General features: G+C 61.0%; 18 protein-coding genes and 1 riboswitch. Of the genes, 14 read left to right on the forward strand and 4 right to left on the reverse strand.

The window, feature by feature from the left end; all coding sequences use genetic code 11:
* The gene (locus tag M017_RS0117440) at positions 1 to 834 is read right to left on the reverse strand and encodes an amidohydrolase family protein (protein ID WP_031499420.1); all 834 of its coding nucleotides are present in this window, start codon (positions 832 to 834) and stop codon (positions 1 to 3) included.
* Here M017_RS0117440 and M017_RS0117445 point away from each other — a divergent pair.
* Complete coding sequence (locus M017_RS0117445) at positions 817 to 1,758, forward strand: hypothetical protein (RefSeq protein WP_155121469.1); 942 nt, start codon at positions 817 to 819, stop codon at positions 1,756 to 1,758. The two genes, M017_RS0117440 and M017_RS0117445, sit on opposite strands and share 18 nt — an antisense overlap.
* A gap of 7 nt (positions 1,759 to 1,765) precedes the next feature.
* Entirely contained in the window at positions 1,766 to 3,778 is a 2,013-nt protein-coding gene (locus tag M017_RS0117450) for a S9 family peptidase (protein ID WP_031499422.1), read from the forward strand.
* Positions 3,779 to 3,915: 137 nt separating this feature from the next.
* On the opposite strand, the gene bluB is transcribed toward M017_RS0117450, so the two are convergent.
* Positions 3,916 to 4,542, reverse strand: coding sequence for a 5,6-dimethylbenzimidazole synthase (gene bluB / locus M017_RS0117460; RefSeq protein ID WP_031499423.1), 627 nt, complete (start codon positions 4,540 to 4,542; stop codon positions 3,916 to 3,918).
* 46 nt (positions 4,543 to 4,588) lie between these two features.
* Positions 4,589 to 4,783, forward strand: a riboswitch (cobalamin riboswitch).
* A gap of 38 nt (positions 4,784 to 4,821) precedes the next feature.
* On the opposite strand from bluB, the gene M017_RS0117465 reads away from it, so the two are divergent.
* From M017_RS0117465 to cobU, 11 genes are read left to right on the forward strand one after another with little or no spacing between them, the layout of a single operon-like run.
* Positions 4,822 to 7,236, forward strand: coding sequence for a TonB-dependent receptor (locus tag M017_RS0117465; RefSeq protein WP_031499424.1), 2,415 nt, complete (start codon positions 4,822 to 4,824; stop codon positions 7,234 to 7,236).
* A gap of 13 nt (positions 7,237 to 7,249) precedes the next feature.
* A complete protein-coding gene (locus M017_RS0117470; protein ID WP_031499425.1) occupies positions 7,250 to 7,825 on the forward strand; it encodes a cob(I)yrinic acid a,c-diamide adenosyltransferase in 576 nt (191 codons plus the stop codon).
* Positions 7,819 to 8,466, forward strand: coding sequence for an adenosylcobinamide amidohydrolase (locus M017_RS0117475; protein ID WP_035957856.1), 648 nt, complete (start codon positions 7,819 to 7,821; stop codon positions 8,464 to 8,466). Before M017_RS0117470 ends, M017_RS0117475 begins: the two co-directional genes overlap by 7 nt.
* A complete protein-coding gene (locus M017_RS0117480) occupies positions 8,459 to 9,844 on the forward strand; it encodes a cobyric acid synthase (protein WP_035957857.1) in 1,386 nt (461 codons plus the stop codon). The genes M017_RS0117475 and M017_RS0117480 overlap by 8 nt, the downstream gene beginning before the upstream one ends.
* Positions 9,841 to 10,731: an adenosylcobinamide-phosphate synthase CbiB gene (gene cbiB, locus M017_RS0117485; protein WP_031499428.1), complete on the forward strand. Its 891-nt coding sequence runs from the start codon at positions 9,841 to 9,843 to the stop codon at positions 10,729 to 10,731. The genes M017_RS0117480 and cbiB overlap by 4 nt, the downstream gene beginning before the upstream one ends.
* Entirely contained in the window at positions 10,722 to 11,693 is a 972-nt protein-coding gene (locus tag M017_RS0117490; protein ID WP_031499429.1) for a pyridoxal phosphate-dependent aminotransferase, read from the forward strand. The genes cbiB and M017_RS0117490 overlap by 10 nt, the downstream gene beginning before the upstream one ends.
* A complete protein-coding gene (locus M017_RS0117495) occupies positions 11,681 to 12,511 on the forward strand; it encodes an ABC transporter substrate-binding protein (RefSeq protein ID WP_031499430.1) in 831 nt (276 codons plus the stop codon). Before M017_RS0117490 ends, M017_RS0117495 begins: the two co-directional genes overlap by 13 nt.
* Positions 12,508 to 13,272: an ABC transporter ATP-binding protein gene (locus M017_RS0117500; protein ID WP_051670360.1), complete on the forward strand. Its 765-nt coding sequence runs from the start codon at positions 12,508 to 12,510 to the stop codon at positions 13,270 to 13,272. The genes M017_RS0117495 and M017_RS0117500 overlap by 4 nt, the downstream gene beginning before the upstream one ends.
* On the forward strand, positions 13,262 to 14,242 hold the full coding sequence (locus M017_RS0117505) for a FecCD family ABC transporter permease (protein ID WP_031499433.1): 981 nt from the start codon (positions 13,262 to 13,264) through the stop codon (positions 14,240 to 14,242). Before M017_RS0117500 ends, M017_RS0117505 begins: the two co-directional genes overlap by 11 nt.
* On the forward strand, positions 14,217 to 15,035 hold the full coding sequence (locus M017_RS0117510) for a GHMP family kinase ATP-binding protein (protein ID WP_051670362.1): 819 nt from the start codon (positions 14,217 to 14,219) through the stop codon (positions 15,033 to 15,035). The genes M017_RS0117505 and M017_RS0117510 overlap by 26 nt, the downstream gene beginning before the upstream one ends.
* Positions 15,017 to 15,517: a bifunctional adenosylcobinamide kinase/adenosylcobinamide-phosphate guanylyltransferase gene (gene cobU / locus M017_RS0117515; protein ID WP_031499435.1), complete on the forward strand. Its 501-nt coding sequence runs from the start codon at positions 15,017 to 15,019 to the stop codon at positions 15,515 to 15,517. Before M017_RS0117510 ends, cobU begins: the two co-directional genes overlap by 19 nt.
* Before the next feature lie 4 nt (positions 15,518 to 15,521).
* Here cobU and M017_RS0117520 read toward each other — a convergent pair whose 3' ends face one another.
* Both M017_RS0117520 and M017_RS27875 read right to left on the reverse strand, forming a co-directional pair.
* The gene (locus M017_RS0117520; protein WP_031499436.1) at positions 15,522 to 16,856 is read right to left on the reverse strand and encodes a DUF1501 domain-containing protein; all 1,335 of its coding nucleotides are present in this window, start codon (positions 16,854 to 16,856) and stop codon (positions 15,522 to 15,524) included.
* Positions 16,857 to 16,865: 9 nt separating this feature from the next.
* Positions 16,866 to 19,427, reverse strand: a complete 2,562-nt coding sequence (locus M017_RS27875) for a DUF1800 family protein (protein WP_051670364.1) — start codon at positions 19,425 to 19,427, stop codon at positions 16,866 to 16,868.
* A gap of 367 nt (positions 19,428 to 19,794) precedes the next feature.
* Between M017_RS27875 and M017_RS0117535 the strand changes: the two genes are divergently transcribed.
* Positions 19,795 to 20,580: a TIGR00282 family metallophosphoesterase gene (locus M017_RS0117535; RefSeq protein WP_031499438.1), complete on the forward strand. Its 786-nt coding sequence runs from the start codon at positions 19,795 to 19,797 to the stop codon at positions 20,578 to 20,580.
* Positions 20,581 to 20,588 lie beyond the last annotated feature (8 nt).

Genomic DNA, 20,588 nt, shown 5'->3' on the forward strand with positions numbered 1-20,588 from the left:
TTATATCTTCAGGCCATAGAAGCGCGCGGCGGTCGATCCCAGGATCTTCGCCCGCTCGTTGGCGTCCTGAGGGCCAAGGGCCTGGGTGAAGGCGGCGAGCACTTCCTTCCAGGTTCCGGCCAGAGTGCAAACCGGCCAATCGGAGCCAAACATCAGGCGGTCAAAGCCGAACAGCTTCAGCACATGTTGGACATAAGGAGTGAGTTGCTCGGCTTTCCAGGATTTGGGCTCGGCTTCCGTGATCATTCCTGACACCTTGCAAAAGAGCTTCGGATGTTTGGCGATCCGTTCCATATCCTGTGCCCAGCCATCGAAGACTGCTTCCTTGATGTAAGGCTTCGCGATATGGTCCACCACCATCGGCAGATCGGGCAGCTTCTCAATCAGGGCAGGAATATAGGGCAGATGAGAGGGACGGAGTAACAGGTCGTAGGGGACTTTGCGCGATTCGAGCTCCTTCAATCCCCGGATGACGGCGGGTTGCAGCATCCACTGGACATCCGGTTCGTCGTGGACCAGATGACGGACGCCGACAAATTTCGGATGCTTCTGGAGCTGGTCGAGCACTTTCCCGACATTCGGATCCTGCAGGTCCACCCAGGCCACAATGCCGAGAATCGACTTGTGCTGATTCGCCAGATTCAGCAACCAGGTTGCCTCCTCGGGCACTTGGGCCGCCTGGACAACAACGCTACCATCAAAGTTGTTCTGTGTGAGTGTCGGTTCGAGGTCTGCGGGCAGATAATTGCGTCGCAATGGGTTCGGAGCCGGCGGCATCCACGGGTAGGAAATGAGGTCGGGGTTCCAATAATGTTGGTGAGAATCAATTCGCATCGTACGCCCGCGATTCTATCAAGGCGCGCTACGCTGCTGGCGGGACTTGGTTTCTTCGGTTGTGGCCGGGAGGGGACGCACCAGCGTGTGGACCCGGCGCTCGGGCCGCTGATTCCTTCCGACACGACAACGCTGGTGGGTATCCGGCTCGATCATCTGCGTAAAACTCCAGCCTGGAAACAGCTCTTTCCGGACAATGCTCCCTCGGTGCTCGATGGCTTAGCGAAGAAGTCGGGCATCGATGTGAAGGAGACTGTTCATGAAGTCCTGTATTGTCTGGGTGGCCGCCATCGTTGTGGGCTGATTCGCGGCAAGTTTGTCGATGAAGGGCCAAACAATTCCGGAATGGAGCCGCAGCTCAAGATGGAAGGCGCGCAGAAGTTTCCCTACAAAGGCTTCACGCTCATTGGCAAGGAAGAGTTTGCAGCCACCTTCTTCAATTCGAGTGTTGTCGCTCTCGGGAACGCGGCGGCGATCCGGGCGATCATCGATAACAATGAACGGAAGAACGCCGTGCCGCAAGCGCTATTGAACATGGTGCAGGCGCTGCCTGTCGCCGCCAATGTCTACGCGGTGTCCACCAGTCCGTCGATTCCTGAAGGTGGGGTGGGCGGCGTACGCAGCTTGCCGCTCACCTTGAAGAGTGCCTGGGCCTATGCCGATCTGACCACCACCGCATCGATCCGCGCAGAGGGTGAAGGCACGACGGCAGAGGATGCGAAGAAGCTGGTTGATGCCTTCAAGGCCCTCACCAGTCTGCTGCGTATGACTCTCAAGCCCGCACAGAAGCAAATGCTGACCGTCCTCGATTCCCTGCAAGTGGTTCAGGACAACGCGAAGGTCAAGCTGCAGGCAGATCTGCCACTTGAAACCGTTCTCGACCTGCTGAAGGGAATTGATCTGAGCGACAAGCTTCGCGCATAATTGCGCCATGCGCGCAATCCTGCTTGGACTGAGTTTTGCCTTTTGCTCCTGGGCCGCGACGGGTTTGGGGCCAGACACGCTGTGGGACTGGCGGAATGTCGCCGCGCCTAAAATCAGTCCCGATGGCTCGAAGATCGTTTACCAGATCGAATGGGCAGATCGGATGACGGATGCCTTCCATTCGAATCTCTGGATGGTTCATGCGGACGGCAGCGGCAACCGGCCTCTGACACAAGGCAAGCAACGCGACACCGGCGTGGTCTGGTCGCCGGATGGCAAACGCATCGCCTATCTCTCGACGAAATCAGGCCGCCCTCAAATTGTTGTGCGCTGGATGGAGAATGGCGACGAGGCGCAGATCACGAATCTGGAGACCGCGCCCTCCGATCTTTCCTGGTCGCCGGACAGCCAGTGGATCGCTTACTTTTCGCGAGTGCCGGTGAAGGCAAAGTGGAGTGTCAAATCTACTCCTCCCCCTCCGGGCGCCACCTGGACAGCCGGACCGAGTGTGGTGACGAAACTGAAGTGGCGGCAGGACGGCATCGCAGGTGCGGGACTCGTGCCGGAAAGTGTCGGTCATCTTTTTGTGATCGCCGCTGATGGTGGCGCGGCCCGCCAGGTGACGAGCGGAGACTACCAACACAGCGGACCAGCCTCCTGGACGCCAGACGGCAAGACCGTCGTCCTCAGTGCGGCTCGTCGCGAGGATGCCGATGCGGTGCTCTATCCGGAGGACCTCTATGCGATCGATATCGCCACCGGCAACGCGCGTGTCCTGGTGCAACGCAACGGACCAGAAATCAGTGCCGTTGTTTCGCCGGACGGCAAGTGGATTGCCTTTCTTGGTTTTGAAGACCGCGGCAATAGCCACCATTCCAACCGGCTCTGGGTGGTGGGCATCGACGGCAAGGGGCTCCAACTTCTGGGCGCGAGCCTCGAGCGTGATTCCGTCTCGCCGGTCTGGAAGCCGGATTCGAGCGGCGTGTATGCGGTGGTCGAAAGCAGTGGAGAGTCGCATCTGTACCTCGCCGCGCTCAAGGGCGGCATCGAGAAGCTGACCAGCGGGACGCAGCGCTTCAGCACCGGCTACGCGGTGGCTGATCGCTTCTCCATCGCAAAGAACGGAACCGTGGCGATCACCAGTTCCGGTCCGCTCGAGCCCAAGGATGTCTATGCGATTGTGCGTGGCGCGGCGCCGCTGCGGCTCACCCAAGTGAACGAGGGCCTGATGGCGGGGCACTCGATTGGGAAGACAGAAGCGCTGCACTGGAAGAGTTTCGATGGCCAGCCGATCCAAGGCTGGGTGATCTACCCCCCAGACTTTGATGCAGGTAAGAAATACCCGCTCATTCTCGATATCCATGGCGGTCCCCATGCGATGTATGGCGTTGAGTTCCAGCACCAGATGCAGATGTTCGCCTCGCGTGGCTTTGTCGTGTTGTATGCGAATCCGCGCGGCTCTACCGGCTACGGAGAAGTCTTCGGCAATGTGATTCACGCGAAGTATCCGGGCGACGATTATCAGGACCTGATGCTCGGCGTCGACGCCATCGTCGCCAAAGGATCGATCGATCCGAAGCGCCTCTATGTCACCGGCGGCTCGGGCGGCGGTCTATTGACGGCCTGGATCGTGACCAAGACCGATCGCTTTGCCGCGGCTGTCAGTCAATACCCGGTGTCGAACTGGTTCACGCAGACAGGCAGCGCCGACATCGGCTTACTGATGACGCGCTGGATGAAGGCGATGCCCTGGGCAAACCCGCAGCAGTACATCGAGCGCAGTCCGGTGTTTTTTGCCGACAAGATCAAGACGCCCACCATGGTGTTAACTGGCGAGGAGGATTGGCGCACGCCGATTGCGCAGAGCGAGGAGCTTTACTTTGCGATGAAGGTGCGTGGTGTCGATACGGTGCTGGTTCGTTTCCCGAAAGAGCCGCACGGGATTCGTGGAGCCTTCCCGTCCCATCGCATCCTGAAGGTGGAACATATTCTCGGCTGGTTTGAGAGGCACTCGCCGTAATGTCTAGGTGGTGGTCGGCCGGATGGAGAACCGGGAAGCGGAGTTTGCAAAGATGGCGATCACCAGAATGCTCGCTGACGATTCTCGCAGAATCGCCAGTACAATCGGCACAGATGACAGCGCTTGCGGCTCCCCCGCTAACGCTTGAGCACGAGTTCGTCGAGGGGCAGCCGCTCCTGCCAGTGTTCCCGTTCCAGCAGTGGTTGCTCGCTGATCTCAACGGGCCATCCCAGACAGAGATAGGCAACAAAGCTCCACTCATCCGGCACCTCCAGGCAGCGTTGTGCAGCCTGGGGATCGAGGATCGAAACCCAGCCGAGGCCGATGCCTTCCAGGCGCGCCGCGAGCCAGAGCGTGTGGATCGCCATCACGACCGACCAGAGTGCCGTTTCTGGCATCGTACGGCGGCCCAGGCCCGATCCGGCCACCGGGTCCAGATCGGCAAAAACGGCGAGATGCACCGGCGCCTCCACCAGACCCGCTAGCTTCAAGCGCCGGTAGTGTTCGGCCTGTTCGCCTTCGTAGTGCGTGCTGGCTTCGAGGTTGGCGGCAGAGAAATTTTCGAGGATCGTCTGGCGTCGCGCCTGAGTCTCCACCTTCACCCAACGCCAAGGCTGCGAGAATCCAACCGAAGGAGCCAACATGGCCTGCGCGAGGAGATGATCGAGCAATTCTGGTGCGACGGGATCGCTTTTGAAATGCCGTACGTCGCGCCGCCAACGCAGCAGGGCGTCGAACTGGTCGCGGAATTCGGCGGTGAACATTTTATCCAGCAAACAAAGTTGAGCATCGCACATTGCGGACAGTCTGCTATTCTCGTGGAGTCCACGGTACACCTCTTGGTGAGGTGTTGAAAAGGGAACCCGGTGTGAATCCGGGACTGCCCCGCAGCGGTAATTGGGAACGAACATCGCATCCATACACTGGCCGGAGTCATCCGGCTGGGAAGTAGCGATCAGTAGGCCGCCCATGAGTCCGAAGACCTGCCTGGATCAGTTGACCACAACTGACTTCACTTTGCTCTCGTGGGAGGGGCAGGGCCTATGCGCCAATACCAATTTTTCTTTGCTCTTTTTTGTAGTCTTTGTCTGCACGGGCAGACTGTGTTTGAAGGGCTGGTTCACGATGCCCAGAATCGGCCAGTCGACGGAGCGGCACTGACGCTTTTCAGCGATCGCGGTTCCTCACCGCTCGCAAGCACTCGAACGCAGAATGGAAATTTCCGGCTCATCGGGGAAGCCTCGAAAGCGTACTTCGTCGAGGTATCGGCGGACGGATTCCGGAAGATGTTGCTTCCGGTCAGCCCTGGCACGCAGATCGATCTGCAACTGGAAGTTGCCGGTGTTGATCAGCATGTCTTCGTCACCGCCGAGGCGCTGGCGCAGAGCTTCGACCAAGTCTCCAAGGCGGCAACGCTGATCACTTCAGAAGAGATCGCCCAGCGCAACGAGTACAGCCTCAGCGAGACACTGCGCGACACCCCCGGCGTGCTGATCCGCAATCTGGGCGGCCCCGGGCAATCAACCACCATTCGCGTCCGTGGTCTGCGCGCCGATGCGACCTCGATCCTGATCGATGGCCTTCGCTTCCGCGACGTCGCCACCACCCAGGGCGACGCGAGTTCCTTCGCCTCCACGCTGAATATCATCAATGCCGACAAGGTGGAGATCCTGCGCGGCTCCGGCTCGTCGCTCTATGGCTCGAATGCCGTCGGCGGCACGATCAATGTCGTGACACCCCAGGGCGGCGGCCCTGCCTCTGGAGACCTGCAGGTGGAAGGCGGCAATCTCGGCCTCTTCCGCACGCGCGGCGCTGTTTCCGGTGGCGTCAAAGACAACCGGCTCATCTATAGCGCGGGGCTGCTGCATCTGAATGTAATGAGCGGCGTGGATGGCAATGACCGGGCTCGCAGCACTGGCTTCCAGGGCTTTACCAAGTACAGTTTGTCCAAGACGATGTCGCTGTCCGGACGCCTCTTCTTCTCCGATGATTTCGTGCAGCCGAACAACAGTCCGACGGCGAGTGGCTTGCCAACGGCGAACATCCCGAACACGACCATCGTCCAGGCGATCGCACTGCCGCAAAGCGAAGTCAAAAAGAGCTTGCTGGGCCTGCCTTTTGATCCCGGCAATGCGACCTTCATTCCGAATCGCGACGATCCGGACAACCGCCGCGCTTCGCGCTTCTGGTCGGGCGCCCTCGTACTGAAGCAATCGCTCAGTGCGACAGCCGACTGGCAGGCCAGCTACCAGCGCACCCACACCAACCGGGTCTTCATGAACGGCCCGGCAGGCGTCGGCTCGCAACCGCTCGTGTCGAACTTCAGCCAGTTTGAGGGCGGCGTCCATACGGGCGACGCACGTGTGAACTGGCGCCCCACCCGCTGGGACGCGCTCACCGGCGGTGTCGAACTGGAGAGCGAATCCTATCTCAACGCCGACGATAACCGCATCAACCTGTCCACCCAGACCCGCGCCGGGCAGCGCTCGCAAGCTTATTACTTTGCCAATCAGCTTCTGCTCGCCCAGCAGCGCTTGCAGATTTCGATGTCCGGCCGCGCCCAGTTCTTCCAGCTCGAGGAGCCGAGCTTCCGCTACAAAGGCACGGCAAACCCCTATGAGACGCTGCGCTTTTCCTCGGCCCCGCGCGCGCTTACCGGCGACATTGCCGCCTCCTACTTCATCGCGAAAAGCGGCACGAAGATCCGCGCCCACTTCGGCAATTCGTACCGCGCCCCGGCCTTGTATGAACGCTTCGGTTCCGGCTTCACCTACAACTCGGGTACCGACGCGGTGGCCTTCTCGCCCTACGGCGACCCGCGGCTTTCGCCAGACCGCTACAACTCCGTCGATGGCGGCATCGACCAATACCTCTGGCGCGACAAGCTACGCTTCAGCGGCACCTGGTTCTATACGCGGATTGCGCGGTTGACCCAGTTCGATTCCGCCGCCACCGTCATCCGTCCGGCTAGCGACATCTTTGGCCGCAGTTCCGGTTATTTCAATGGTTCGGGCGGCATCTCGCGCGGCGCTGAAACTACGCTCGAGTTCCGGCCCAATCGGGGCACCCTCGTGCGGACCTCTTATACCTATGTGAATGCCGACACGGACCAGGACATCGCGGTCCGCGGCTTCTTCCAGGCCTTGAGCGTACCGGCCCACACCTTCACCGCGATGGTCCACCAGCAGTTGGGAAAACGGACAGACATTACAATGGACCTGTTCCACTCTGGCGATTATTACAACTCGCTTTCCGCCGCCGGACGCGCGCGCGCCTACCTCTACGGCGGCCCCACCAAAGTGGATCTGGTCGGCAATCGCGAGCTGTGGCGGGGCGAAAAGTACCGGCTGAATGCTTATGCGAAAGTGGACAACCTGTTGAACCGGACCTATTACGAAAATGGGTTCCTCGCGCCCCGCGCCACCTTTGTGACAGGTTTCAAAGTGCTGTTCCGATAGGAGAAAACAACTGATGTCGATTGCAACCATGCGAGGGGATGGCGGCCAAACCGGGCTGAGCGGTGGGGTGCGGGTTTCGAAATCCGCCCCGCTCGTCGAAGCCTTTGGCACGATGGACGAGCTGATCTCCAGCCTCGGTTTTGCACGCGCGATCTGTCAGGATCAGGAGATCCACGACGCCACCAAGCGCATCCAGAAAGAGCTGTTCCGGGTGGCCTCGGCCGTTTCGACGCCGAAGGAGAGCCCCAAGGGCCGTCCTCCGATCGACGACGCGCTCGTCGATGCGCTCACCGAACACGTCCACCGCATCGAGGCGATGCCGGGGGTGCTGAACGACTGGTCGCTGCCAGGGGAAGATCCGGTGTCGGCGGCCTATGATGTCGCCCGCACCATCTGCCGCCGCGCTGAGCGTCTGATGGTGGGTCTACGCGAGGCAGGCGACGATTTTCAGCCGAACGTTCTGCGCTATCTGAACCGGCTTTCTGACCTGCTGTGGCTCTTTGGCCGTCAGATCGAGAAGCAGGAGGGCAAAGACGCGACGCTGCGAGACGCGAGCAAAGGGGGGCCACGCTGGTCTCGCGCATGGTAGTGGAGACCCGGGGCCGCTGGCTGATTGTGACTTTCGACGAACCCTGTGCTGTGCTCAGTTGGGCGATTGTGAATGGCGGCTGGCAGCAGACGCGCCAGATTGCGTGGTTGTATCTCGAAGCCAATGAGATTGCCGGCGTCGAGGAGCCTGCCGATTGGCTTCGTTCGCAGATGCACGCCGCAGGGCTGGCCGGAGCGGTCGGTCTCATGACCAGCCGCAGGCAGCACGCCTATGTCGAGGCCGAAGCCTCGGACGGCGATTGCGTCGCCCGGTCGGTGGCGACGATGGGATTCAGCAATGCCCTGCGCGTGGGAGATCCGAGCGGCCCGTGGCAGCCCGCGACGATCAATCTGCTGGTGCATCTCTCGACGCCTCTAACAACCGAGGCGGCGCTCGAAACGTTGAATCTGCTGACCGAAGCGAAGACCCTTGCCACCCTCGAGCAGGGCATCGCCAGCAAACGCTCGGGCGAGCCGGCAACTGGTACGGGAACCGACTACATGGTGCTGGCCTGGCCGCTCGCGGGTCCCAGACAAGCCTATGGCGGCAAGCACACGGCGGTAGGTGCTGCGGCAGGCAAGGCGGCGCTCGCGGCGATGCGGGCGGGCATTCCTGACTGGAAAGCAGAGCAGCATGTCTAGACCGCTCTTCATTGGCGGCACGGCATCACATGTCGGGAAGAGCTGGTTCACTTCCGCCTTCTGCCGCTTGTTGGCGCGCCGGGGTGTTCGCGTCGCGCCCTTCAAGGGGCAGAACATGTCGAACAATTCCTACCCGACCATCGAGGGCGGGGAGATCGGGCGCGCCCAGGCCGTACAGGCCGAAGCCTGCGGCGTGCCGCCGATGAACGACATGAATCCGGTGCTACTGAAGCCGAATTCAGCGACCGGCTCGCAGGTGGTGGTCCACGGCAAAGTCTGGAAGAATGTCCCGGCTCGCGACTACTACACTCACTCCGATTGGCTCTTGCAGCAGGTGCTCGCCAGCTACGGCCGGCTGGCGACGCAATTCGAGCGCATCGTCTGCGAAGGCGCGGGCAGCATCGCCGAAGTGAATTTGCGCGATCGCGACATTACGAATCTGCGCCTGGCAGAAGCGATCGGGGCGGACGTCGTGCTGGTAGCGGACATCGAACGAGGAGGCGTCTTCGCCTCGCTGGTGGGGACTATCGAACTGCTCCCAGAAAGCCAGAAAAGGCTAATTAAGGCTTTTGCAGTCAATCAGTTTCGCGGAGATTTGAAACTGTTTGATGAGGGGCGCCGCTTTCTCGAGGAGCGCCTGCAGATCCCGTGTCTCGGTGTGTTTCCGAAAGACCCGGCGATCCGCATTGCCGAAGAAGACAGCCTCGGCATCGAAGAGAACAGCGCGGATTCTGCGATTGCCGTCCTCCGGCTCCCGCACATCTCGAACTTCACCGACTTCCGCCATCTGGGGCCGGTGGAATGGCTCTCCGCGCCCTCCGCGAAGCAGTATGGGACGATCTTTCTGCCAGGCACGAAGAATACCATCGACGACCTGCTCTGGCTGCGTGCGCAAGGCTTTGACCAGTGGTTGAGATCACAGCACGCAAGTGGTTCAAAAATCATAGGAATCTGCGGCGGCTACCAGATGCTCGGCGAGCGGATTGAGGATCCGGAACAACTCGAATCGACCGTGGCGGCAATCGAAGGCCTGGGCTTCCTGCCGGTACGGACCGTGTTGCGTTCTCCGAAGACCACCCGCTCGGTGCAGGCAACGACGCTCGGTGGCCACTTCTTCCGTGCCTACGAGATCCACATGGGCGTCACGAGCGAAACGAAGCCAATTCGCCCCTTCGCGGTTCTTGAAGACGGCAGTCCAGAGGGTTGTCGTGATACTGGAGTTCTGGGCACCTATCTCCATGGAGCCTTTGAAGATTCGTCTGTCGTAAAGGAAGAGCTTGGAGTTCAGATTGAGGAAGCAGCAGACCCCTACGACGCCCTTGCTGACTGGCTGATCGAACACGCAAATCCCGCCGTACTGGAGGACCTTCTCCGATGACTCCGCTACTGGTGGGCGTTGCTGCCGATCTCTGCCTGGGCGATCCGCGCTGGCTGCCGCATCCGGTGGTGGGCATTGGCAAGCTCGCGGCTGGTCTCGAGAAGAGGGCCGCCCGTACGAAACCCGCCGGCGCGCTGGTCTGGCTCGGGGTCGTAGGCGTGACGAGCAGTGTGGTCTGGTGGACTTGCGAAGTGCAACCCTGGGCCGCCGTCTATTGGATCTATAGCTTTCTCGCGGTGCGAAGTCTCGACGATCATGCGCTGGCGGTGATGCGCGCGCTCCGCGATGGCGACCTGGCGAAGGCCCGCACGGCGGTGAGTCTGATTGTGGGCCGGGAAACGGCGGGTCTCGAGGAGCGCGAAGTCGCCCGGGCGGCGCTCGAAACGGTAGCGGAAAATCTAAATGATGGCGTGATCGCGCCGCTGTTCTGGTTCGGCGTCGGAGGTCCGGCGGCGATGGCTGGTTATAAGGCGATCAATACGATGGACAGCATGTTTGGGTATCGCAACGACAAGTACCGCGACTTCGGCTGGTGCGCGGCGCGCATGGACGATGTGGCGAGCTGGATTCCGGCGCGGATCACGGCCGCCCTCATCTGGCTGGTGGCGGCCTTGGTTCCCGGCATGGATGCGCGGGCCAGCGTCCGCTGTACGCTGCGCGACGCGCACCGGCAACCGAGCCCGAACTCCGGCTATCCGGAAGCAGCAGCGGCAGGCGCGCTGGGAATCCAGCTCGGCGGTCTCAATCGATATCCGGGTGGGATCGTATCGAAGAAAGAGCTTCTTGGCGACAACCGGCGCCCGCTCGACTGGCAGGCCTACCAGCAGATGCGGATTCTTCTCTATGGCGTGACGCTTCTGGCCGTTGCAGGTCTCCAATGGCGGTAACGCACGGCGGCAACATCTTCGCGGTGGCAGAAACGAACGGCATCGCCTGGCAGCAAGTGCTCGACTTCAGCGCGAGCATCAATCCGCTCGGTCCGTCCCCGGCAGCGCGCGAGGCGATTCTGTGTGCCCTCGACCGCATGGTGCACTACCCAGAGCGAACTAGCCATCCTCTGCGCGAAAGGCTGGCCGCCGAATGGGGCGTCGCCGCCCAAAATATCATCGTCGGCAATGGGGCCACCGAACTGCTCTTCGACTGGTGCCGTCACTATCCCGACGGCAGCATTGCCGCCCCGGCGTTCAGCGAATTCCACCGCGCCTGGCCAAAGGCAAACTACTTCGATCTGACCGATCGCGACACCTGGCCCGCCACTGGTCCTGTCGTGATCACCCGGCCCGCAAATCCCACCGGCTATATCGCCGCGCTCGAAAGCGTGCAGCACTATGCGAGTGGACGGCGCGACGCAGTGCTGGTGGACGAGTCTTTTCTCGATTTCACCAGCGCGGCGAGTGTCGCGAATCTGGCGATCCCGAATCTGTTTGTCCTCCGTTCGCTGACCAAGTTCTGGGCGTTGCCCGGTTTGCGGATCGGCGCGCTGGTCGGAAATCTGGACGCGATCGCCGCGCAACGCCCTCCCTGGCCAGTCAATGCCTTGGCCGAGGCGGCTGCTTTGGCGAGCCTCGCGGACCGGGAACACGCGCAAAAGACGCGCGCCTTTGTCGAGCGCGAGCGCGAGTGGTTGCGCGGGCAACTGCAAGGACTTCCGAGCGAGGCAAATTATCTGACCATCTCTACTCCCCGGGCAGGAGAGTTGGTCGCCTACGCTGCCGCTCGCAATGTTCTGATCCGGGACTGCGGAAACTGGCCTGGGTGGGACTTCGAGGGCGTCCGAGTGGCGGTCCGGAAGCGCTGGGAAAATGAGATATTAGTCCAATTAATTCAGGAGTTTGCATGCGATTCCTAATCTTTTTCCTTCTTGCCTTCAGCGCTTTCGGCGCGGCTCCCCAGCGCATCGTCTCGACAGCGCCGAGCTTCACGGAAACCCTCTTCGCTCTCGGAGCGGGTCCGCAAGTGGTGGCGGTTTCCACCTACTGCCATTACCCGGCGGAAGTGAACCAGCTCCCCCGCATCGGCAGTTATCTGAAGCCGAATGTCGAAGCGATTGTCCGGCTGAAGCCAGACCTGTTAATCGTCCACGCGGAACAGAAGCAGACGCTGCAGCAGTTTGCTGCTTTGGGGATTCGCGTGCTGCCGGTGCGCAACAATTCGCTTGAGGAAGTCTTCCTCTCGATCGGGGAGATGGCGAAGGCGCTTGAGATTCCCGAACGCGGCGTGCGGCTGGAGAAGTCCATTAAGACTCGTCTCGCGGCGATCGAGCAAGCGGCCAAGGCCCGCCCGCAGAAGAGTCTGCTCTTCGTCGTCGGGCGGACGCCGGGTACTCTGGACGGCATGGTCGCGGTTGGCAAAGGGTCTTTTCTGAATGAGCTGATGCGCATTGCCGGCGGACGCAATGTGCTGTCCGATTCCCCGGTCACCTACCCGAAGATTTCGCTCGAATCGGTGATTCGCCTCCATCCCGACATCATTGTCGATATGGGCGATATGGCGGAAACAACCGGCGTCTCTGAAGATCACAAGCGCGCCGTGGTGAAGCTTTGGACCGATCGCTTCGGAGCGCGTCCGGTCTATGCCGTAGCCTCCGACATCTTTGTTGTCCCCGGACCTCGGATGGCAGAAGCGGCAGAAGCCTTTGCCCGGATGTTGCAGGGAGTCGAGCGTTGAGTCTTCTGGCCATCGAAGCGTTGCGCTTTGCCTATCCGGGTTTCGAGCTCGGTGCGGTGACCGCGCGGCTCGAAGGGCCGCAGATTGTCTCGCTAATTGGCCCGAATGGGGCGGGGAAGTCAACCCTGCTCGACCTGCTGGCAGGTCTGAAGACGGCAAGCTCCGGCGACTGTCTGCTCGCAGGCAAAAGCATCCGCACCCTCACGCGCGAGCAAGCCTGCCGCATCGTCGCGCATGTGCCGCAGCAGGTTCCGATGGATGCGCCGTTTCTGGTGGAGGATGTCATTCTGACCGGGCGCCTGCCGCACAGTTCCGGCCTCTTTGAGAGCCCGGCCGACGAAGCAGCGCTTGAGGCGGCAATCGACAGAGTGAAGCTGAGCGCGCTGCGGCATCGCGTGTTCTCGTCCTTGAGCGGCGGCGAGCGGCAGCGTGTGCTGATTGCGGCGGCGGTGTGCCAGCAAGCGCCGATTCTGCTGCTCGATGAGCCGAGCGCCCATCTCGATCCCGAGAACGAAGTGCTGCTGTGGGAACTGCTTGAAGACCTGAAGCGGGACGGATGCCTGATCCTCATCGCGACGCACCACCTGTCGCTCGCCGCACAACACAGCGACCGCATCTGGCTGATGTGCCGCGGCGAACTGGTGGCGAATGCGGAGAGTAAGAACGGCTTGCCGCTCAAGCAGATGCAAGAAGTATTTCGCGTTGCCTTTCATTGGCAGCGCACTCCCGAGGGGCAGGTGTTTCTAAACTATGGCCGTTGATTCGAAACGCCGCGCCATCACGACCCTGCTGGTTTCCGCACTCGCGGCGCTGGCGGCGCTCGCGATCTGCCCCTTCCTCGGCGGGTCGGGAATGGATTATGGAAAGCTATGGCGGCAGGAGTCTCCCGATTGGGCGATCTTCCTCAACTTGCGGCTGCCGCGCGCGATTCTGGCGCTGCTGTCGGGCGGGGCGCTGGCCAGTTCCGGGGCGATGTTCCAGGCGCTGCTGCGCGATGCGCTCGCGACGCCCGACAATTTGGGTGTGACCGCTGCGGCCTCTCTCGGCGCTGTCCTCAGTATTTCCTTGCTCGATGGCGCGGAGACTTCCTTCCCGGTGGTCTGGCTTGCTGCTGTCGCAGGCGCGGGACTGGTCGCTCTCTTGATCTCGGCGCTGGCTGCCACTCGCAAGTTTTCGCCGATGAGCCTGTTGCTGACTGGCATTGCCGTGAACGCGATGTGCGCGGCGGTGATTATGCTGCTGCACAGCCTGGCCGGAATCACGCGCAGCTTCCAGATCACGCATTGGCTGATGGGCGGCATCGACGCTGTGCCCTATTCGACGCTCGCGATTCTGGCGCTGATTCTCACGCCACTCTGCTTTTGGGTGTTGCTGCAAGCCCGGGTGCTGAATGTCATTTCCTTCGGAGAGACCTGGGCGATGGGGCGAGGCATCGATGCGCGCAAGAAGACCTGGCAGGGCTTTCTGGTCGGCACTCTGCTGGTGGGCACAACCACCGCGATCACCGGACCCATCGCCTTTGTCGGCTTGATTGTGCCGCACTTGCTGCGGCGGATGGTAGGGCCTGATTACCGTGTGCTGTTGCCGGCATCCTTGTTTGGCGGCGGAGCCTTTCTGATCCTGTGCGACACGATCGCCCGAACGGTGCTGGCTCCGGCGGAGATTCCGGTTGGCGTCATCACTGCATTGCTGGGAGGGCCGTTCTTTGTCTGGCTCCTTTGGTCGCGGTGAGGCGATCGGCCACGCGGGAGAGATCCTGCAAGGCGCCATCGGCAACGAAGCGTTCCTGGTGACCCTGCCTGCGCCCGTGCTGCAAAGCACTGCGACAGCGGAACCGGTAGCTAGATGGTGTATTGATCCCGGGACGAAGTGGAAAGCGCTGCGCGCGGCACAGATGGCGACTGCAGCCTGGGGCGTCTCCGCCCAGTTTCGTTTGCAAATTCTGTCTGCAATCCCGGAAGGCCGCGGTTGCGGATCTTCGACATCGGACTGTGTCGCTGCGGTCCGCGCGGTGGCAAATTGCCTGGGCCGCTCCGTCAGTGAAGAGGAAACGGCAACCCATGTCCATGCCGCGGAAGCAGCGAGCGACTCGACCATGTACGGCGAAAGCCCGGTGGTCTTTCTGCCGCGTCGCGGCGTGCTGCTGCGCCGCATTGAGGGCGGCTGGCCTCCGACGCATGTGACGGTTTTCGATCTCGGTGGTCCGCCGGTGGACACGCTGAGCATCGAGATTGGAGAGCGCCCGGAACACCAATCGCTGCTCGAGCAACTCGAAGGCGGTTTTTTCCGTCGCGATCTCCAGTGCATTGCCGAGGTGGCAACCGCGAGCGCCCATTTGCAGCAGGAGCAACATCCGCGAGCTTCCTGGCGGCCGATCTATCATGCGGCGATCGAAGCCGGAGCGCTTGGAGTGGCTGTCGCCCACAGCGGCAACGTTGCCGCCGCTCTTTCGCGGCATCCGCTCGATCTGCCTGCGCTGTATCGATACCAACTCGGAGACAATTCATGCCAATCCTTCTCGTAGGCGGTGGGAGCCGCAGCGGCAAAAGCAGTTACGCGCTGCAGCTTGCGGCAGAGCGAGGCGCCCGCAAAGGCTTCATCGCCACCGCCCAGACTTTTGATGATGAGATGCGCGAGCGCGTCCGTCTGCATCGGGAAGAGCGGGGCAGCGATTACACGACTATCGAGGAGCCGGTTGCGATCGAGAAGGCTCTCGCAGAACTCGAAACAAAAGTGGACGTAATTGTTCTCGATTGCCTGACGCTCTGGCTCAGCAACCTGATGCTTGGCGAACACAAAGTGGACATCACGAAAGTGCTCGATCGCTTTGCCGCCTCGCCACTGCCCTGCATCCTGATCACGAACGAAGTGGGCTGCGGCATTGTTCCCGAGAACCCATTGGCGAGACGATTTCGCGATGAGGCGGGCCGCCTGAACCAACAGACGGCCGCGCGCGCAACGGAAGTTTACGGAGTGATGTTTGGAATCCCGCTCCGTCTGAAGTGACGCACTAAGCGAGGAAGTTCAGATTGCGAACGGGGAAGTACTTCAGATTGGGGAAGATGGCGTCGAGATCAGTGTCGGCGACGCCGAACCAGCGGGCGAGCGTCGCACCATATTGATCGAGCGAGGTGGAAGGCAGCAAAGCGCCTCGATTGCCGCTATCGTCCGGGCCACCGAGAGCGAGGTCCGGGAAGGCGCCATAAAGATCGCCTCCTTGGACTGCGCCGCCCAGTACGAGGAAGTGGCTCCCCCAGCCATGGTCTGTGCCCGTACCGCTCGGCTGTAGCGTGCGTCCGAATTCAGACTCTGTGAAGGTGGTGACTCCATCGGCGATGCCCATTTCCTGCGTCGCCTGATACAGCGCGAGCATGCCAGCCGACAATTGCTTGAACAAATCCCATTGCTGCCAGCCTTGGGCCGAATGCGTATCGAAGCCGCCGAGAGAACAGAAGAAGACTTGCCGCTTCATGCCGGTCGCACCGCGCAGCCGCATGATCTGTGCTACCTGCAGCAACTGCTGTCCGATGGAGGTGCTTGGGAAGGGCTTGGCAAAGGCCGTGCCTGTCGAGAGCCCGCTCAGCATTCCCGATAGAGTCATCGCGTCCTGCCGGACATGGTTGGCAGTCTGGACAATGGAGAGCCCACTATCCATGGTGAGAATCTGTTGCAGGGCGGCCTGACGGGCGGCTGCGGCCGTTGCTGGCCAGACATTCATGCCGCTGGGCGCCATCTCGTAGCCCGGGATCAGACTCGCCGATTGGATGACATTGCCGGTTCCAAAGAGTTGTTGTCCGGACATCGAGATCGAGGCGGGGAAACGGGCGCCTCCATTCAGCGCGTTCATCGCGTCGGCGGTGCGGCCAGCCCAACCTGTGCCGCCGCTGCCGCCTGGCGTCGCGGTCTGCATCTGCACCACCTGATCGGCATGCGAGAAAAGATTGCTCGGCACCTTGACCGCCGCTTGCAAAAATTGCTGGCGCGAGGTGGGCTGCACCAGATTGCCGACATTGGCAACCAATGCCAGTCTGCCTTGGGCAAAGATCGGATGGATGGCGGCCAGCCCATCGTTGAGCGCATAGGGCGTGCCGTTCGGGGTGGTGATGGCGAGCAGTTTCGCACTGTTGTCGGGAAGGGCCAGGGAGCCGCGTGCTGCCTTATAGGCATTGAACTGCGCCGTACTTTGCGGGATGAGCAGGTTATGGCCGTCGTTGCCGCCCATCAGGAAAATGCAAACGAGCGCTTTGTAGTCGGAACTCTGGGCCGAGGCGTTTCTCAGGTCGAACTGCGAGAGGCCACTGATGGTGGCAAGTTTCAAGATCGAACGGCGGGTGGTTTGATTCATGGGATTTCCTTAGTACTGCACCGTGTAATAGCCCGAGAGAGCTGTCAGATAGAGCGCTGTGATGACGCGTTGGTTGTTGTCAGATGCCGCGGCGATCGCTGTTGCAAGGCTGTCTTTGAGCGATTGCGGCATGCGTCCATAGAGCAGTGTCGCGTTCACCTGTTCGATTAACGCGTTGGCATCGGCGGCGACCGCGTTGAAGGGCGCGAGGTTGATCGAGAGGTCGCTGGCGTTCGGGTTCAGCAACAGCTCGTAGAAGAAGTTGCCCCGCAGGATTGCTTCCGTGGGGCTGTAGATCTGGAACTCCGGCCCGGCCAGTGTGCCTCCTTGAATCCGGTACAGCAGCGAGTAATGTCCGAAGACGGAAGGCGCAGCGAGCGGAGTTTGGCCCATGGTGGTCAGCGACCAGACGCGGAGGTTGTCTGGCGTTAAAGTTCCCTGCAGCGAACGGATAAATTCGACAATGCCATACTCGGCATCTTTCAATCGTCCCTGCTGCGGCGTGGCTTGATCCTGACGGGCTTCGGCATCGGTGAGAATCGCGGTGAGCACCGCCTTGAGATCTCCTTTTGTTCCCGCACCGTTGTTGTTCCAAACGTTGACGACGCGTTGCACGTAGGGGCCGCTCGGGTTGCTCGTGACCAAGGCGCGGATCAGTCGCAGGACGACGAAGGGCGCGGTGTTGGGGTGATTGAAGAGACAGTCGAGCGCCTGGTTCGTTTCGGCGGCGACAGTGAGGCCAGCCGGGATCGCGCAGCCGCCGATGAGCGTCTTTGCGGTCTTGTCATGGAACTGTTCTCGAACCTCCATGGAAGGCGCATTGAAGGATTCCCAGTTTGCTCCGCCCATCTGACCGCCTGCGGGCGTCGGGAAGGTCCAGCCGGTGAGCGCCTTTGCCATCTGGCTGACGGTGGTCTGGTCATAGGTGGCGATCGTGTTGCCCTGACTATCCAACTGCGGCGTGCCGTCGGGATTCAAGAGGACGAGGCCGGTGGTAAAGAGCTGCATCACCTCGCGAGCGTAGTTCTCGTTGGGCATGCTGTTTCCGGTTGCCTTTTGCGAGTTCGCCAGATCGAGATACTTGCCCATCTGCGGGCTGACCGTGATGTCCCAGAGCAACTGCCGGTAGTTGCCAAAGGTGTTGCGGCTGAGGATTTGCAGCCACGGGACCACTTCATTTGGGGAGGAGTTCTTTGCCGCGGAAACGACGATGATCTTGGCCAGTGTGTCGATCATGCGCTGGCGCAGTTGGTCTGGAGCGTGAACCAGTCGCGAGAAGTATTGGGATTGCGCAATTTGGACGCCAGCCGGAACGGGAATCGGTGTTTCTGGCAACGAGAACTGCTGCGCGAGCCAGCCGTCAATGCCGATTTGCCCGAGCGTCGCCAGTTCAGCAGACGTGGGGCCGAAGGCCGCTTGTTCGAGGAAGCGGGCATGGGTCAGATTCGGCATGGCAGGGGGCGTCAGCTTCAGCGTGACGCTGGCCTGCGCATAGATCGTCGGCGCAGCGACGCTCGTCGCACGCACCGTGACAGAGGCAGGGTTGGGGAGATTGAGGGGAGCCGTGTAAAGCCCAGTGCCGGAGATGAAGCCGACGCTGCTGTTGCCACCCGCGATGCCGTTCACGGCCCAGGTGACCGAGGTGTCGCTTGGCCCATTGACCGTTGCGGTGAACTGTGTGCTGGAGCCGAGAAACGCGGAGCTTGCCGGTGGCGTGAGGCTCACGGTGGCGCTGGGCTTGGTGAGGGTGATGGTTGCGCTGGCGCTGATCAATGGATCGGCGACACTTTTTGCCGTAACCGTTGCGGTGGGCGGACTGGGCAAGGTGGCAGGCGCCGTGTAGAGGCCGCTTGCCGTAATCGTGCCGGCCGTCGTGGACCAGGTCACGGCCAGGTTTGAGGATCCGGAGACGCTGGCGCTGAAGCTTTGCGTACCGGTCACCGGGAGGCTCACGCTGGCTGGATTGACGGAGACGCTGACATTGGAACTGGCAACAGTGACATTCACCGGGTCGCTGATGGTCGAGCCGGGGTTGGGATTGATGGCTCGCAGCACCGCGACGCCCACCATGCTGGCCGGGACACTGCCTGTCACTTTCAGAGAGGTTGCGGAGAGATAGGTGGTGGTCAGTGGCAGGTCATTGATGGTGATTGCAACACCGGGGACGAATCCGGCTCCATTGATGTTGAGTGAGACCGCGCCCGCGGCGAACTTGTTTGGGTTGGAGCCCCAGATATAGACGAGCGGTTGGGTGATGCTGAGACTGGCTGTGCCGATCTTGGTTGGGTAGGCGGTACTGGCTACTTGGATGGTGATGAGGTTGTCGGGTGGAACCTCGGCGGGCGCGGTGTACAGGCCATTCTGGCTGACCGTGCCATGCACCGGATCGCCGCCAATTATTCCATTGACGGACCAGGTGACGGTATTGGGACTGAGCGGGACGTAGGCAGACATCTGCCGGGAACTGGCCTTCGGAATCCCGGATGGGCCTGGATAAACTGTGATGGTTTGTGCCTGCACGCTCGCTGCGGTGAGCAGTGCGAGGATACAGAAGTTGATTTTGGAATCCATTCTCACGTCCAGTAGTGCGGAATTTTCTGGCAAAATCTAGCGAGTGAAGTGAATCCTTTTTCGATCTGAGGCGTTTCTCCAGAGAACAAAAGACGAAACTTTGACTGCCTAGCCAGAGGCGAATGGTTTTCGGCTATGCTTGGTGAGGAGCGTGGTTTCGGCTGCTTGGCGGATCCTCAAAATTTGATCCAACAGTCAAAGTCATCGGGACCTTAACTCGTCTTAAACATCGGTGAGCAAGATCGGCTGCCCTCGGGTGGCGTCGGATAAGCCTAATGGTGTGCGGTGGGTCCCACCCTAGCTTAAGCAAGGGTCAATGACGGGGGTTCGTACGTCGAGGCCTCGCTCCATTTCTCTTTTTCCCAACATGAATCTCCTCTTTATCGGCGACGTGTACTCGTCAGTAGGCCGGAATGCACTGGCCTGGAATCTTGCTGAACTCCAAGCCACCTACGGTGTGCAGATGACGATCGTGAACGCGGAAAATGCGGCGGGAGGCTTCGGGGTGACGCCGCAGATTGCAGACGATATGCTCTCCCTGGGAGTCGACGCGATCACTACCGGCAACCATGTTTGGGACAAACGAGATTTTTTTGAATACCTCGATCGCAACCCACGTGTCACCCGTCCGGCGAATTACCCGAAGGAGCTTCCTGGCCGTGGCCTGATTTATGTCGAGGCCCGCAATGGCGTTCGAGTCGCGATTCTCAACTTGCAGGGCCGCGCCCTGATGACGCCGCTCGATTGCCCGTTCCGGAAAGCCGATGAACTGATTGCCGAGATTCCCACCGATGTGAAAGTCCGCTTTGTCGACTTCCACGCCGAACTCACCAGTGAGAAGGTGGCGATGGGATGGCATCTCGACGGCCGTGTGTCGGCTGTGATTGGCACTCATACCCATATCCCAACGGCCGATACCCGGATTCTGGCTGGAGGTACGGCCTACCAGACGGATGCTGGGATGACTGGCCCCTATGACGGGGTGATCGGCGCAGACAAAGAGCTGGTGCTGAAGAAGTTTCTGACCTCTCTTCCTGTTCGTCTCGAGGCGTCCAAAAAGGGCGGAGAACTGCACGGTGTGGTGATCGATATTGACGAAACTACCGGTCAGGCGCGCAGTATTGAGCGAGTGACTCGCAAGATGGCCAGTTAGTTCTAAGG

This window comes from Bryobacter aggregatus MPL3, from assembly GCF_000702445.1.
GTDB lineage: Bacteria > Acidobacteriota > Terriglobia > Bryobacterales > Bryobacteraceae > Bryobacter > Bryobacter aggregatus.